This is a genomic window from Amycolatopsis sp. NPDC004378 (assembly GCF_053602455.1).
In genome coordinates this window covers 121,876-138,120 of sequence record NZ_JBSGDR010000017.1, presented here as the reverse complement: position 1 = coordinate 138,120, position 16,245 = coordinate 121,876, and the positions used below count along the sequence as shown (strand labels likewise).

The 16,245-nt window shown below is 73.9% G+C and carries 5 protein-coding genes and 1 pseudogene; 5 read left to right on the top strand and 1 reads right to left on the bottom strand.

The genetic code is table 11. From position 1 onward, the window contains the following. Positions 1 to 25: 25 nt before the first annotated feature. The 3 genes and pseudogenes from ACWEN0_RS36590 to ACWEN0_RS36580 all read left to right on the top strand — a co-directional run. Positions 26 to 10,312: pseudogene (locus ACWEN0_RS36590) on the top strand (type I polyketide synthase); the annotation flags it as partial. After that, positions 10,305 to 11,060, top strand: a complete 756-nt coding sequence (locus ACWEN0_RS36585) for a thioesterase II family protein (protein WP_451984132.1) — start codon at positions 10,305 to 10,307, stop codon at positions 11,058 to 11,060. The pseudogene ACWEN0_RS36590 and the gene ACWEN0_RS36585, both read left to right, overlap by 8 nt. A gap of 11 nt (positions 11,061 to 11,071) precedes the next feature. Beyond that, a complete protein-coding gene (locus ACWEN0_RS36580; RefSeq protein ID WP_451984130.1) occupies positions 11,072 to 12,328 on the top strand; it encodes an activator-dependent family glycosyltransferase in 1,257 nt (418 codons plus the stop codon). A gap of 27 nt (positions 12,329 to 12,355) precedes the next feature. Here the strand turns inward: ACWEN0_RS36580 and ACWEN0_RS36575 are convergent, their stop codons facing one another. Beyond that, positions 12,356 to 13,540 carry an aminotransferase class I/II-fold pyridoxal phosphate-dependent enzyme gene (locus ACWEN0_RS36575; protein WP_451984128.1) on the bottom strand — a complete coding sequence of 395 codons (1,185 nt, stop codon included), beginning with the start codon at positions 13,538 to 13,540 and terminating at the stop codon, positions 12,356 to 12,358. Between the two features lie 273 nt (positions 13,541 to 13,813). Between ACWEN0_RS36575 and ACWEN0_RS36570 the strand changes: the two genes are divergently transcribed. Next, positions 13,814 to 15,037: a macrolide family glycosyltransferase gene (locus tag ACWEN0_RS36570; RefSeq protein WP_451984126.1), complete on the top strand. Its 1,224-nt coding sequence runs from the start codon at positions 13,814 to 13,816 to the stop codon at positions 15,035 to 15,037. Beyond that, positions 15,034 to 16,092, top strand: coding sequence for a ketoacyl-ACP synthase III family protein (locus tag ACWEN0_RS36565; RefSeq protein ID WP_451984124.1), 1,059 nt, complete (start codon positions 15,034 to 15,036; stop codon positions 16,090 to 16,092). Before ACWEN0_RS36570 ends, ACWEN0_RS36565 begins: the two co-directional genes overlap by 4 nt. Positions 16,093 to 16,245 lie beyond the last annotated feature (153 nt).

Genomic DNA, 16,245 nt, shown 5'->3' with positions numbered 1-16,245 from the left:
CGCGCGGAGGGGGTGCGAAGTGAACGAAGAGAAGCTGCTCGGCTACCTGCGCAAGGTCACCGCCGACCTGCACGAGACCCGGGAACGGCTGCGCGTGGCCGAATCGGCCGCGCCCGAGCCGGTCGCGATCGTGGCGATGGCCTGCCGGTTCCCCGGCGGCGTCGAGACGCCCGAAGACCTGTGGCGGGTCCTCGAAACGGGCACCGACACGATGACCGACTTCCCCGAAGACCGCGGCTGGGACGTCGACGCCGTCTACCACCCCGACCCGGCACACCCGGGCACGAGCTACGTCCGCCAGGGCGGGTTCGTCCGCGACGCCGGTGCGTTCGACGCGACCTTCTTCGGCATCTCGCCGCGTGAAGCCCTGGCGATGGACCCGCAACAGCGGCTGCTGCTGGAGACGTCGTGGGAAGCCCTGGAACGGGCCGGGATCGACCCGCTTTCCCTGCGCGGCGAGCCGGTCGGCGTGTTCGCCGGGACCAACGGCCAGGACTACCCGGGGTTGCTCAGCCTCGCGCCCGGCGTCGGCGACGGCTACGAAAGCACGGGCAACGCGGCGAGTGTCCTTTCCGGACGGATCTCCTACGCGCTCGGGCTGGAGGGTCCGGCCGTCACCGTCGACACCGCCTGCTCGTCCTCGCTGGTCGCCCTGCACTGGGCGGCGCACGCCCTGCGCGAGGGGGAGTGCGACCTCGCGCTCGCCGGTGGCGTCACGGTCATGACGACGCCCGGCGCGTTCATCGGCTTCAGCCGCCAGCAGGGGCTGGCCGCGGACGGCCGGTGCAAGGCGTTCGCCGACGGCGCCGACGGCACCGGCTGGGGCGAAGGCGCCGGTGTCGTGCTGCTGGAACGGCTGGCCGACGCCCGGCGCCACGGGCACCCGGTGCTCGCCATCGTCGCGGGCTCGGCGATCAACTCCGACGGCGCGTCGAACGGCCTCACCGCCCCGAACGGCCCTTCGCAGCAACGGGTCATCCGGGCCGCGCTCGCCGACGCCGGACTGTCTCCGTCCGATGTGGACGCCGTCGAGGCGCACGGCACCGGCACCTCGCTCGGTGACCCGATCGAAGCCCAGGCGCTCCTGGCCACCTACGGCGAGCACCGGCCGGCCGGACGGCCGCTGTGGCTCGGCTCGGTCAAGTCCAACCTCGGGCACACCCAGGCCGCCGCCGGGGTGGCCGGGGTGATCAAGATGGCCCTCGCGCTGCGCAACGGCGTCCTGCCCAAGACTCTGCACGTCGACCGGCCGTCGGCCAAGGTGGACTGGTCGGCCGGCGACGTCCGCGTGCTGACCGAGCCCGTCCCGTGGCCGGACGAAGGACGCGTGCGCCACGCGGGGGTCTCGGCGTTCGGGGTCAGCGGCACCAACGCGCACGTGCTCCTGGCCGCACCTCCCGCCGAAGAAACCGCGCCGGAACCGGCTTCGCCGGCCGTCGTGCCGTGGGTCCTTTCGGGACGGTCGGAGGCGGCTCTGCGCGCGCAGGCCGCACGGCTGGTTCACGGTGATCCGGCCGCGATCGGGCTTGCGCTCGCGACGACCCGCTCGGCGTTCGAGCACCGCGCCGTCGTGGTCGGCGACGCGGCCGAGCTGGCCGACGGCGTCCGCGCACTCGCGAACGGCGGCGAAGCGCCCGGCCTCGTCCGCGGCGTGGTCACCGAGGGGCTGACCGCGTTCCTGTTCACCGGCCAGGGCGCGCAGCGGGCCGGCATGGGCCTCGGGCTGTACGAGCGTTTCCCGGCGTACGCCCAGGCTTTCGACGAGATCTGCGCGGAGTTCGACCGGCACCTCGACCGTCCACTGGCGACGGTCATCCGGTCCGGCGAGGACCTCGACGAGACGGCGTACACCCAGCCCGCGTTGTTCGCGGTCGAGGTCGCCCTGTTCCGGCTGCTGGAGTCCTGGGGCGTGACGCCCGACCACCTCGCCGGGCACTCGATCGGCGAACTGGCCGCCGCGCACGTCGCGGGCGTCTTCTCCCTCGCCGACGCCGCCGAGCTGGTCGCCGCTCGCGGGCGGTTGATGCAGGACCTCCCGCGCGGCGGGGCGATGGTCGCGATCCAGGCCACCGAGGACGAGGTGACGCCGCTGCTCTCCGACGCCGTCTCCCTGGCCGCGGTCAACGGCCCGGACTCGGTCGTCGTGTCCGGCGGCGAAAAGGACGCGCGGGAGATCGAGCGGCACTTCGCCGCACTCGGCCGCCGGACCCGGCAGCTCACCGTGTCCCACGCCTTCCACTCCCCGCTGATGGACCCGATGCTCGACGCGTTCGCGCAGGTCGCGGCGCGGATCACCTACGCCCGGCCGCGGCTGCCGATCGTGTCGACGGTGACCGGGAAGCCCGGCACCGACGAACTGGCCACGCCGGGCCACTGGGTGCGCCAGGTCCGGGAGCCGGTCCGGTTCGCCACCGCCGTCGCCGCGCTCGCCGACCTCGGGACCGGCCGGTTCCTGGAGCTGGGCCCGCACGGCGTGCTCGCCGCGATGACCGAGGAGTGCCTGCCCGGCGCGGTGGTCTCCGCACTGCTGCGCAAGGACCGCGACGACGTCCGGACCGCACTGACCGCCGTCGCGAGCGGGTACGTCCACGGTGCCCGGGCCGACTGGGGCAAGGTGTTCGCCGGCACCGGCGTGCGGGCGTGCGAGCTGCCGACCTACGCCTTCCAGCGCGAGACGTACTGGCCCGAGCTGCCCCAGCCGGTGGGCGGTGCGACCCGGGACGCGCTGCTCAAGCTCGACTGGGTGCCGGTCCCGGCCGGGGAACCCGGGCCGGCGTCCTGGGCCGTGCTCGGCTCCGGGCACCGCGAGTTCGCTTCGGCCCTGCTCGGCGAGCTGCGCGCGCTCGCCTGCCACCCCGACCTCGACGCCCTCGCCGAAGCGGGCGCGCTGCCGGACGTCCTGGTCGCCCCGTTCGTCTCCCGCTCCGAGGCCGACACCCCGGGCGAAGCGACGCGCCGCGCGCTGCGGCTCGTCCGCTTCTGGCTCGCCGACGAGCGGTTCGCCGGGCGCACCCTGGTGGTGCTGACCTGCGATGCCGCCGTCGCCGAGGGCGTTTCGGACCTCGCGCAGGCCCCGGTGTGGGGGCTGCTGCGCTCGGCCGCGGCGGAGAACCCCGGCCGGTTCGTGCTCGCCGACGTCGACGACCCGGCCGCGGCGCGGCTGCTGCCCGCCGCCCTCGCCACCGGCGAACCCCAGTTCCTGCTGCGCGACGGCGAGATCCGCGCGGCGCGCCTGGTGAAACCCGCTCCGGCGCCGGGCCCTTCGGCGACCTTCGGCCCGGCCGGGACCGTGCTGGTCACCGGCGGCACCGGGACCCTCGGCGCGCAGGTCGCCCGCCACCTCGTGGCCCGGCACGGCGTGCGCCACCTGCTCCTGGCCGGCCGTCGCGGCCCGGACGCCGACGGTGCCGCCGAGCTGTGCGCGGAGCTGGCCGAGCTCGGCGCGGAACCGGTCGTCGCGGCCTGCGACGCCGCCGACCGCGACGCGCTGGCCGCACTGCTGGCGAGCATCCCCGCCGACCGGCCGCTGACCGGCGTCGTCCACGCGGCCGGCGTCCTCGACGACGGTGTCGTCTCCGCGCTGACCCCCGAGCGCCTGGACGTCGTGCTGCGGCCGAAGGTCGACGCCGTCACGAACCTGCACGAGCTGACCGCCGGGGCCGACCTGACCGCGTTCGTCGTGTTCTCCTCGATCTCCGGCACGCTCGGCCCGGCCGGGCAGGCGAACTACGCCGCGGCCAACGTCTGGCTCGACGCGCTCGCCCGCCACCGCCGCGACCACGGCCGGCCGGCGCTCGCGCTCGGCTGGGGACTGTGGGAACAGGCCAGCGGGATGACCGGGGCCCTCGCCGACCGCGATCGCCGCCGGATGGGCGCCACGGGCATGATCCCGCTGTCCACTGCGGAGGCTCTGCGGCTGTTCGACGTGGCCTGCCGCGCGGGAGAGCCCGCGGTGCTGCCGATCCGGTTCGACTTCGACGTGCTCCGCGCGGCCCCGGCCCTGCCGCCCGTGTTCGCCGGGCTCGTCCCGCCGCGGCCCGCCGCCGCGCCGGTCGCCGAGCGGCCGGCCGACCCGCTCGACGTCGTCCGCACCGCCGTGGCCCAGGTCCTCGGTTACGCGAACGCGGCCGCCGTCGACCCGGACCGGGCGTTCAAGGACCTCGGCTTCGATTCGCTGACCGCCGTGGAACTGCGCAACCGGGTGGCCGCGGCGACCGGGCAGCGGTTGCCCGCCACGCTCATCTACGACTACGCGACACCGAAGGCCCTGGCCGCGCACCTGACCGGCGACGCGGGTCCGGCGTCGGTGCGCGTCGCGGCCCGGACCGACGACGAGCCGATCGCGATCGTCTCGATGGCCTGCCGGTTCCCCGGCGGCGTCCACAGCCCGGACGAACTGTGGGCGCTGCTCGCCGAAGGCCGCGACGCGATCGGTGGCTTCCCGGCTGATCGTGGCTGGGACCTCGACGCGCTCTACGACCCGGACCCGGACAGCGAAGGCACGTCCTACGCCCGCGAAGGCGGTTTCCTCGACGACGCCGCGCTGTTCGACCCCGCCTTCTTCGGGATCTCACCCCGCGAGGCCCTCGCCATGGACCCGCAGCAGCGGCTGCTGCTCGAGACGTCCTGGGAGGCTTTGGAACGCGCCGGGATCGACCCGGAGACGCTGCGCGGCGAGCCGGTCGGCGTGTTCGCCGGGACCAACGGCCAGGACTACTCCGCGCTGCTCGCGCTGTCGCCGAAGAGCGCGGAAGGCTATCTCGGCACCGGCAACGCCGCTTCCGTGCTCTCGGGCCGGATCTCCTACGCGCTCGGGTTCGAGGGCCCGGCGGTCACCGTGGACACCGCGTGTTCGTCCTCTTTGGTCGCGATGCACTGGGCGATCCAGTCCCTGCGCGCGGGGGAGTGCTCGCTCGTCCTCGCCGGCGGCGTCACGGTGCTTTCGACGCCTGGCTCGTTCGTCGAGTTCAGCCGGCAGCGCGGGCTGTCCCCCGACGGCCGGTGCCGCGCCTTCTCCGACGACGCCGACGGCACCGGCTGGGGCGAAGGCTCCGGGATGCTCGTCCTGGAACGGCTGTCCGACGCGCGCCGCCTCGGGCACCCGGTGCTCGCGATCGTGCGGGGTTCCGCGGTCAACCAGGACGGCGCATCGAACGGCCTCACCGCCCCGAACGGCCCGTCCCAGCAGCGGGTGATCCGGGCGGCCCTGGCGAACGCGGGCCTCGCACCGTCCGATGTGGACGCCGTCGAGGCGCACGGGACCGGCACGACGCTGGGCGACCCGATCGAGGCCCAGGCGCTGATCGCCACCTACGGCCAGGACCGCGAGCGGCCCCTGTGGCTGGGCTCGATCAAGTCGAACGTGGGCCACACCCAGGCCGCGGCGGGCGTCGCCGGGGTCATGAAGATGGTGCTGGCCCTCCGGAACGGCCTGCTGCCCCGGACGCTCCACGCCGGTACTCCTTCGTCCCATGTGGACTGGTCCGAGGGGGCCGTGCGGCTGCTGTCCGAGCCCGTGCCGTGGCCGGACGACCGGGTGCGCCGCGCCGGGGTCTCGTCGTTCGGCGTGAGCGGAACCAACGCCCACGTCATCATCGAGGCCGCCCCCGAAGCGCCGCTTTCCCGTGAAAGTGGCAGTGCACTGACGGCCTGGACCGTGTCGGGGCACACGCCGGAAGCGGTGCGGGCGCAGGCGGAACGGCTGCTGAGCCACGCCGCGGACCGCGAGCCCGCCGAGATCGGCACGGCGCTGGCCACCCGCACGGCGTTCGCCCACCGCGCGGTCGTGGTCGGCGAGGACCGCGAGGAACTGGTGCGCGGACTCGCCGCCGTGGCCGCCGATCAGCCCGCGCCCGGCGTCACCACCGGCGTGCGTGCCGAGGGCGCGACCGCGTTCCTATTCACCGGCCAGGGCGCGCAGCGGCTCGCCATGGGCGCCGGGCTGCGCCGCGAGTTCCCGGTGTTCGCCGACGCCTTCGCCGAAGTGTGCGCGGAGTTCGACAGGCACCTCGGCCGGCCGCTCCTCGAGGTCGTCGACACCGAACCCGGGCTGCTCGACCGGACCGAGTACACCCAGCCCGCGCTGTTCGCGGTCGAAGTGGCGCTGGCCCGGCTCCTGGACTCCTGGGGCGTCCGCCCCGACCGGCTGGCCGGGCACTCCATCGGCGAACTGGCCGCCGCGCACGTCGCGGGCGTCTGGTCGCTGCCCGACGCCTGCACGGTCGTCGCCGCGCGGGGCCGGTTGATGCAGGCCCTGCCCGCCGGTGGTGCCATGCTCGCCGTCGAAGCCACCGAGGCCGAGGTCCTCCCGACCCTGCCGGCCGGGGTCGAGCTGGCCGCGGTCAACGGGCCCGCGTCCGTCGTGGTCTCCGGTCCCGAGGACGGTGTCCTCGAAGTCGAGCGGCACTGGACGGCCCGCAGGACCCGGCGGCTGCGCGTCTCGCACGCCTTCCACTCGCCGGAGATGGACGGGATGCTCGCGGAGTTCGGCCGCGTCCTGCACGGCGTCACCTTCGCCCCGCCGACGATCCCGGTCGTCTCGACGCTCACCGGCGAGCTCGCGACCGACCTGACCTCGCCGGAGTACTGGCTGCGCCAGGCCCGCGGCACGGTCCGGTTCGCCGACGCCGTCACCACCCTCGCCGGGCTGGGCGTGACCCGGTTCGCCGAGCTGGGCCCGGACGGCGTGCTCACCGCGATGGCCGCGACCTGCCTCGACGGCGACGCGCTCGTCACCGCCCTGATGCGGAAGGACCGCGACGAGCCACGGGAGCTGCTGACCGCACTCGCGAACCTGCACGTGCGTGGATCCACAGTGGACTGGCGCGCGGTCCTCGGCGGCACCGGCGACCCGGCAGCCCTGCCGACCTACGCTTTCCAGCACGAGCGGTTCTGGCCCGAGTACTCCCTGGCGGCCGCGGGTGACGTCACGATGGCGGGCCTCGACCGCCCGGACCACCCGCTGCTGGGCGCGTCGGTGACGGTGGCCGGGCTCGGCGCCGTCGTGTGCACCGGCCGGATCTCGCCGCGCACCCACCCCTGGCTCGCCGACCACGTCGTCGCCGGCCGCACGCTGTTCCCCGGCACGGGGTTCGTCGAGCTGGTCCTGCGCGCGGGGGAGCACGTCGGCGCGGGCGGCATCGAGGAGCTGGTCATCGAGACCCCGCTGCCGCTGCCCCGCGAAGGCGTCGACCTGCAGGTCGCCGTCGGTGCGCCGGACGAGCGGGGCACGTACCCGGTGACTGTCCACTCGCGACTCGAAGCGGACGAACCCTGGACGCGGCACGCCGGCGGCCGCCTGACCGCCGGTGCCGCGGTCCCCGAAGACGTGCCGGAATGGCCGCCCGCCGGCGCCGAACCCCTGGCCCTCGACGGCCTCTACGACGGCGGCCCGGAGACCGGGTTCGGCTACGGCCCGGCGTTCCAGGGCCTGCGTGCCGCCTGGCGGCTCGGCGACGAGGTGCACGCCGAGGTGGCGCTGCGCCCCGGGGAGCACGCCGACGCGGCCCGGTTCGGCCTGCACCCGGCGCTGCTGGACGCGTCGCTGCACGTGCTCGGCACCGCCGCCGAATGGGCGGGCCGGAACTACCTGCCGTTCTCCTGGAGCGGGGTGACGCTGCACGCGAGCGGCGCCACCGCGGTCCGGGTCACGGTGACCCCGAACGGCCACGACACGGTGCGGGTGCGCCTCGCCGACCCGGCCGGACGCCCGGTGGCGTCGGTCGACGGGCTGGTACTGCGCCCCCTCACCGCGGAGGCGGCGCGGCCCGTCCGCAAGGCGCACGACTCGCTGTTCCGGCTCGACTGGCAGCCGGTCACGCCGTCGCCGGTCGAGGCCGGACCCCGGCGGTGGGCCGTCGTCGGGGAAGACGAGCTCAAGGTCGGGCCGGTGCTCGACGCGGCGGGCGTCACCCTGGAGTCCTATGTGGACCTCGATGCGCTCGGCGGCGCGGTCGGCCTCGGCATGGCCGTGCCCGAAGCGGTACTGGCCGTGTGCACGGCGGGTCCCGGTCCGGACGCCGCCCGGGCGGCCGCCCACGACGCGCTGGCCCTGCTGCACGCCTGGCTCGCCGACGAGCGGTTCGCCGCGACGCGCCTGGTCGTGCTGACCCGTGGCGCGGTGGCCGCCGCCCCCGGCGACGAGGTCACCGACCTGGCCTGCGCGCCGGTCTGGGGCCTGGTCCGCTCGGCGCAGTCGGAGAACCCCGGCCGGGTCGTCCTGGTCGACGTCGACGACCACGAAGAGTCCGCCGCCGCGCTGCTCGCCGCCGCCGGGACCGACGAGCCGCAGCTCGCCGTCCGGGAAGGTGCCCTGCTCGCCGCCCGGCTGACCCGTGCCACGACGGCGTCCGCCACGGGCAAACGGCCGTTCGGGCCGGACGGCACCGTGCTGCTCACCGGCGCCACCGGCAGCCTGGGCCGCGTGCTGGCCCGGCACCTGGTCACCGCGCACGACGTGCGGCGGCTCGTGCTGGCCAGCCGGTCCGCGGCCGGGGCGACCGGGCTGCGGGACGAGCTGACCGCCCTCGGCGCCGACGTCCGGCTCGCCGCGTGCGACACCGCGGACCGGGCCGCGCTCGCCGAGCTGCTGGCCGGCGTCCCCGACCTCGCCGCCGTCGTGCACGCGGCGGGCGTCCTCGACGACGGCGTCCTCTCTTCGCTCACCCCGGACCGGCTCGACACCGTGCTGCGGCCCAAGGTCGACGCCGCCTGGCACCTGCACGAGCTGACCGCCGGCCGGAACCTCTCGGCGTTCGTGCTCTTCTCCTCGGTGTCGGCCACCTTCGGCGCGCCGGGGCAGGGCAACTACGCCGCGGCGAACGCCTTCCTCGACGCGCTCGCCGCCCACCGGGCCGCCCGCGGCCTGCCCGCCCAGGCGCTGGCCTGGGGGCTGTGGGACACCGGGATGAGCGCGTCGCTGGATTCCGCCGACCGGAAGCGGATGTCGCGCGGCGGCGTCCGGGCGCTGCCGGTCGAGCAGGGGCTGGCCCTGTTCGACGCCGCCACCGCCCTCGCCGAGCCCGCGCTGGTCCCGGCGAAGCTGGACCTCGCCGGCGTCGGCGACCAGGTCGCGTCCGTCCTCAAGGGACTGGTCCGGGCGCCGGCCAGGCGGGCTTCGACGGCCGCCGAAGCCGGGTCCGGTGTGGACGCCGTGCGCCGGGCGCTGGCCGGGAAGTCCGGGCCGGAGCAGGAATCGGTGCTGCTGGAGCTCGTCCGCTCGACCGCGGCGGCGGTGCTGGGCCACACCGGCCCCGACGCCGTGCGCCCGGACGTCGGCTTCCTCGTCGCCGGGTTCGACTCGCTGACCGCGGTCGAGCTGCGCAACGCCCTCGGCGCGAGCACCGGCCTGCGGCTGCCGCCGACGCTCGTCTTCGACTTCCCGGCACCCGCCGATCTCGCCGCGCACCTGCGAGCGGAGCTGGCCGTCACCGAGGCGGTGCCGCAGAAGTCCACTGTGGACTCCGGCGAGACGCTGGGTGCGTTGTTCCGGACGGCTTGCGAACTGGGAAAGATGAAGGAGGGCTTCGAGCTGCTGCAGAACGCGGCCCTGCTGCGGCCCACCTTCGACTCGGCCGCCGACCTGGCCGAGCGGCCGGGTTCGGTGAAGCTGGCGGCGGGGGAGCACACGCCGAAGCTGATCTGCTTCAGCTCGTACGTCGCGCTGGCCGGGGTGCACCAGTACGCGCGGTTCGCTTCGCCGTTCCGCGGCGAGCGGGACGTGTACGCCCTGCCGACGCCCGGGTTCGTCAAGGGCGAGGCGCTGCCGACGTCCGTCCGCGCGGTCGCCGAAGTGCAGGCGGCCTCGGTGCTGGACGCCGCCGGCGGCGAGCCGTTCGTGCTGCTCGGGTCGTCCTCGGGCGGGATGCTCGCGCACGCCGCCGCCGAACTCCTCGAAGAGCGGGGCACGCCGCCGCTGGCCGTCGTGCTGCTCGACAGCTATCTGCCGCGCGAGGACTCGCCGCTGGAGCGGTTCCGCGACGAGCTGCTGGGCGGCATGTTCGACCGCGAGGAGCTGTTCGCGCCGATGGACGTCGCCCGGCTGTCCGCGATGAGCTGGTACTTCCGGCTGATGGGCGGCTGGTCGCCCGCGAAGCTCTCCGCGCCCGTGCTGCTGGTCCGCTCGTCCGAGCCGCCGGTCGCCGACGGGTCGCTGGCCCCCGAGGAATGGCAGACGCACTGGGACACGGCCGACACCGTCGTCGACGTGCCCGGCAACCACTTCACCATGGTCGAGGACCACGCCGCCACCACCGCGGAGACGGTGCGCGGCTGGCTCGGCACCACGCTGAGGACGGAGCTCACGCATGACTGACCCGGAACTGTGGCTGCGGCGCTACCACGAGGCGGAGAGCGGCGCCGTGCAGCTGTTCTGCCTGCCGCACGCGGGCGGCTCGGCCAGCTTCTACTTCCCGGTGTCCGCGGGGCTCGGCCGGTCGGTCGAGGTCTTCGCCGTGCAGTACCCCGGTCGGCAGGATCGGCGGCTGGAACCGGGGATCGACAGCCTGCCGGTGCTCGCGGACCGGCTCGCCGAGGTGCTGGCCGACCGGGCCCGGCGGCCGTTCGCGCTGTTCGGCCACAGCATGGGCGCGACGCTGTCGTTCGAGGTCGCCACCCGGCTGGAGCGGGCCGGGCTGGTGCCGCTGCACCTGTTCGCCTCCGGGCGGCGGGCGCCGTCCTGCCGTCGCGACGAGTCCGTGCACCTGCTCGACGACGACGGCGTCATCGCCGAGGTCCGCAAGCTCGGCGGCACGAACGCGGCCGTCCTCGGCGACGAGGAGATCCTGCGGATGGCGCTGCCGGCCATCCGCAACGACTACAAGGCCGCCGAGACCTACGTCCGGCAGCCCGGTCCGAAGCTGAGCACGCCGATCACCGTGCTCACCGGGGACGCCGACCCGAAGACCACGCTCGAGGAGGCGCGGGCCTGGCAGGAGCTCACCGACGGCGAGTTCGAGCTGCAGGTCTACCGCGGCGGGCACTTCTTCCTCGCCGACCACCAGCCCGAGGTCCTGCAGCTGATCTCCTCGCGGCTCGCGGGCCGGCTTTCCCCACGGCACTGAAAGGCACCCCCGTGCGCGTGTTGTTCGTGACGCTGGACGAGAAGTCGCACCTGTACTGCATGGTCCCCACGGCCTGGGCGCTCGTCGCGGCCGGGCACGAGGTCCGCGTGGCGAGCTCGCCCGCGTTCACCGACGTCATCACCGGCACCGGGCTGACCGCCGTCCCGGTCGGCGTGGACAACACGATGCACGAGGGGATGAAGCAGAACCGCGACGCCCAGGAAGCCGAGATCGCGAACTGGAACGACACCGACCCGGCGTCGCACACCTGGGAGGCCCTCCACCAGCGCTACACCTTCACGGTGTGGGCGGGGTTCGCCATCTACAACGACGAGATGGTCGGCGACCTGGTCGCGCACGCGGTGTCGTGGCAGCCGGACCTGGTCGTCTGGGACGCGCTGACCTACGCCGGCGCGATCGCGGCGAAGGCCTGCGGCGCCGCGCACGTCCGGCAGCTGTGCTGGGCCGACGTCTGGTGCGCGATGCGGCGGACGTTCCTGGACGTGATGGCGCGGCAGCCCGTCGAGGAGCAGGAAGACCCGTTGTACGACTGGCTGGAGCTGACGGCCCGGCCGTACGGCGTCGAGTTCGACGAGGAGCTCGTCACGGGCCAGGCGACGATCGACCCGCTGCCGGAGTCCCTGGGCGCGCGGTCCGGCGTCCGGCGGCTGCCGGTGCGGCACATACCGTACAACGGCCGGGCGGTGGTCTGGGACTGGCTGCGCGAGCCGCCGTCGCGGCCCCGGGTGTGCCTGACGCTCGGTTCGTCCAACACGGACGCGTTCGGCGGCGACTACGTCTCGATCCCGGAGATCCTGGCCGCACTGTCCTCTTTGGACATCGAAGTGGTGGCGGCCCTCGTGCCCGCGCAACGGAAGGCATTGGACGAGGTCCCGGAGAACGTCCGGGTCGTCGAGTCGGTGGCCCTGCACACGGTGCTCCCGAGCTGCGCGGCGATCGTCCACCACGGCGGCTTCGGCAGCTACGGCGCGGCTTTGGTGGCGGGCGTACCCCAGCTGACCGTGACCACCCCGATCGCCGACCACCTCCTGCGCGCCCGGCGCCTGGTCGAGGAGGGTGCGGGACTGTTGTTCACCCACGACGGCTTCACGGCCGAAGAGCTGCGGACCGCGGTGGCGCGGCTGGTCGGCGAGCCGGGGTTCCGGGCCGGCGCCGAACGCCTGCGCGAGCTGGCCACCGCCCTGCCGGCCCCGCACGAGCTGGTGGCGGACCTGGAAAAGCTCGTCGTGGGTGAGAAACAGGGTTAGCACGCTGTTTCTCACCCACGACGGCGTTCAGGCCAGGCGGCGGCGGATCTCCGGAGCGTGCTCGACGGCGAACTTCACCAGGGCCGCGACCTCGCCCACCTGCTCGCTGGTCACCGACGGGCCCGTCGGCAGCGTCAGCACCCGCCGGGAGAAGGCGTCGGTGGCCGGCAGCGAGACCGGGCGCTCGGTCCGGTATGGCTCGCACTCGTGCACGCACGGCGAGAAGTAGCGCTGCGCCAGCACGTTGTCCGCGCGCAGCAGCTCGAGGATCGTGTCGCGCGCGAGGCCGCACTCCTCCTCGTCGACCTTGACGACGTTGTACTGGTAGCTGTTGCGGTTCTCTTCGTCGTAGCGGTGCATCTCCAGGCCCGGGATCCCGGCCAGCTCCGCGGCGTACTGCTCGTAGTGGGCGCGGTTGGCGGCGATCGTGGCCGGGAGCGCGTCGAGCGACGTCAGGCCCATGGCCGCGGACGCCTCGCTCATCTTGGCGTTGGTGCCGGCGAACTCCGTGACGTGCTCTTCGCCCCAGCCGAAGTTGTGGGTGTAGCGGGCGCGCTGGGCGAACTCGTCGTCGTTGGTGACGATGGCGCCGCCTTCGAAGGTGGTGACGACCTTGGCCGCGTGGAAGCTGAACATCTCGGCCTGGCCGAAGCCGCCGAGGGGCTGGGTGCCCGAGGTGCAGCCGATGCCGTGCGCGGCGTCGAAGAAGAGGGTGAGGTCGTGCAGCTCGGCGATCTTCTCCAGCTCCTGGACGGCCGCCGGCTGTCCCCACAGGTGCACGCCGATCAGCCCGGTCGTGCGGTCGGTGATCAACGACTCGACCTGCTCCGGGTCGATGCAGCCGGTGGCCGGGTCCAGGTCGCAGAAGACCGGCGTCAGACCGAGGTAGCGCATCGCGTGCGCGGTCGCGACGTAGGTCATCGACGGCATGATGACCTCGCCGGTGAGCCCGGCCGCCTGGGCCATCACCTCGAGGGCGAGCGTGCCGTTGCAGGTCGCGACGCAGTGCCGGGCACCGGTGTGCTCGGCGATCCGGGCCTCGAACTCCTTGACCAGCGGGCCGCCGCTGGTGAGCCGGCCGCTGTCGAGGGCCACCTCGAGCCGCTCGTAGAACCTGGCCCGGTCGCCGGTGCTCGGCTTGCCCACCACCAGGGTCTTCTCGAAGGCCATCGGGCCACCGAACAGGGCGAGGTCGTCAACGCTGGTCTTCATGAAGGTCCTTCCCCAGAGGTCGCACGTCGACCGGAACTATTTCCTTCGGCAACGCCGTTTTCGTTGCTTTCCAACGACTTCCTGAGATCCCCTCGTTGCGGTCGTCTGCAGGATAGGGAGCACGTGCGCCGCGGGCCGGTCGCGCCGGAGAAATCTGTGGAAGCCCCTAGTCGTCGCCGCGGCGAAACGTTCCAACCCGGCTTTGGGGGAAATGGCCAGAACTTGCGTGGTAGCCGGTTCACCCGGCCCTCGCCGGTACCGGACGATGCCGTCGTGAGCAGGCACATCGCGGTCTTCAGCTTCCCCGCTTACGCACACGTCGCGCCGGTCCTCCCGATCGTCGCCGAGCTGGTGCGCCGCGGCCACCGGGTCACCTTCGCCGTGGTCGGCGAGTTCGCCGGGAAGGTCGCCGCGACCGGCGCCGAAGTGCTGCCCTACACCTCGACGTTCCCGTGGTCCACCGGACTGGGCGACCCCGCTTCCGACGGTTACGCGCTGCGCGCCATGCTGGCGTTCATGGGGGAGGGCCTGGCCCCGCTCGCGGCGGCCGCGCGCCGGTTCGCCGACGACCCGCCGGACCTGGTCGTGCACGACCTCGCGGCGTCCGAGACGGCGCGGCTGCTGGCGCGCAAGTGGGGCGTGCCCACGGTGCAGAGCTGCCCGGAGTTCGCCTCCAACGAGCACTTCCGGATGAACGCCGCCCAAGACGCCGCCGCGGCCCCCGGCGCGCCGCCGGACCTCACGGACCCCGACCTGCTGGCGTTCGTGGAACAGGCCAAGAACCTGCTCGCCGAACACGGCCTGTCCGATGTGGACATCGACGGCTTCGGCGGCGAATTCGGCTACAACCTCGTGTACATGCCGAAGGCGTTCCAGGTCCGCGGTGAAACCTTCGACGACCGCTTCGCGTTCATCGGACCCTGCTTCGACCGGACGGTCGCGCCGGGCGAGTGGACGCGGCCCGCGGACGGCCTGCCGGTCGTGCTGATCTCGCTGGGCACTTCGCGCAGCAAGGAACAGGTCGGCTTCTTCCGCAAGTGCGTGCGCGCCTTCACCGGGCAGCCGTGGCACGTCGTGCTGACGCTCGGCCGCTGGGTCGACCCGGCCGAGCTGGGGCCGCTGCCGGACAACGTCGAGGCGCACCCGTTCGTCGCGCACGCGGCGCTGCTGCCGCACGCGAAGGTCTTCGTCACCCACGGCGGGATGGGCAGCGCGATGGAAGGGCTGCACTACGGCGTCCCGATGGTGGTGACACCGTCGCAGACCGACCAGGTCGTGACCGCCGAGCGGATCGAAGAGCTGCGGCTGGGCCGCGTCGTGTCCCGGACCGGGGTCACCGAAGAGGAACTGCTGGACGCCGTCACGGAGACCGCGTCCGATCCCGTCGTGGCCGAGCGGGTCCGGTGGATGAGCGAGCAGGTCGCGCGGGCCGGCGGCGAACGCCGTGCGGCCGACGCCGTCGAGGCGTGGCTCGGAGCGAAAGTGGAGGCGCAGTGAAGCTCGAGGACGTCTACCTCAGCGGGATCGGGACCTACGTGCCGGAGACGACCGGCATCGGGTTCGCGGTCGAGCAGGGGTGGCTGACCGCCGAGGACGCCGAGACGACCGGGCTGACCGGCGCGGCCTGCGCGGGGGAGACCCCGGCCCCGGACATGGCGCTCTGGGCCGGGCAGCAGGCGGTGGCCCGCGCGGGCGTCGACCCGGAGTCGCTGGACGTGCTGCTCTACGCCGACAACTACCACTCGGGCCCGGACGGCTGGTTCCCGCAGTTCTGGGTCCAGCGCCACCTCGTGGGCGGGGACCTGCTCGCCGCGCAGCTGCGCCAGGGCTGCAACGGCATGTTCGGCGCCCTGGAACTGGCCTCGACGTACCTGATGGCGCGGGGCGGCGGGACCGCGATGACGGTCGCGTCGGACAACTCGACGTCCCCGCTGGTCAACCGCTGGCGCTGCCTGCGCCCGGACTTCGTCATCGGCGACGGCGCGACCGCGGTGGTGCTGAGCAGCACGCCGTCGTTCGCGCGGCTCAAGTCGGCCAGCTCGATCACCGTGCCCGAGCTGGAGGGCATGCACCGCGGCGACGAGCCGATGTTCCCGCCGGGCGCCACGATCGGCCGGTTCATGGACTTCGCCGAGCGCATCGACTTCTTCGGCTTCGAGAACCGCGACACGATGCTGCACAGCGGCCTCAACCTGCTCAAGACGCGCTCCGAGCTGATCGACCGCGTGCTGGCCGAGGCCGGCATCGGGCTCGACGGCGTCAGCCGCATCGCCTACAACCACGGCTCGCGCAAGTACGTCGAAGAGGGCCTGCTGGCGATGCTGGGCATCCCGCTGGAGAAGTCGAACTGGGACTTCGGCCGCGGCCTGGGTCACCTCGGCGCCAGCGACCAGGTGGCGTCGCTGGCGAACATGCTGGGCACCGGCCAGCTGGCCCCCGGCGACCACGTCCTGATGGTGGGCATCGCGCCGGGGGTGAGCGTCGCGGGTGCCGTGGTGGAGATCCTCGACGTCCCCGCCTGGGCCGGACCGGTGCTGCCCGGCTCCCGCTGACAAGCCGGGCCACCGAACCCCTGGCCGACTACTCCGGGTGGCGTACGGTTCGGCGCAGAGTAGCTGATCGTCCGCGCAGGCGGAAACTTACCAACCGGTTGTGAGGCTGCCGTCAAAAGCCGGAAAACGCGAATCGGGTGGCCCGGGATCCTC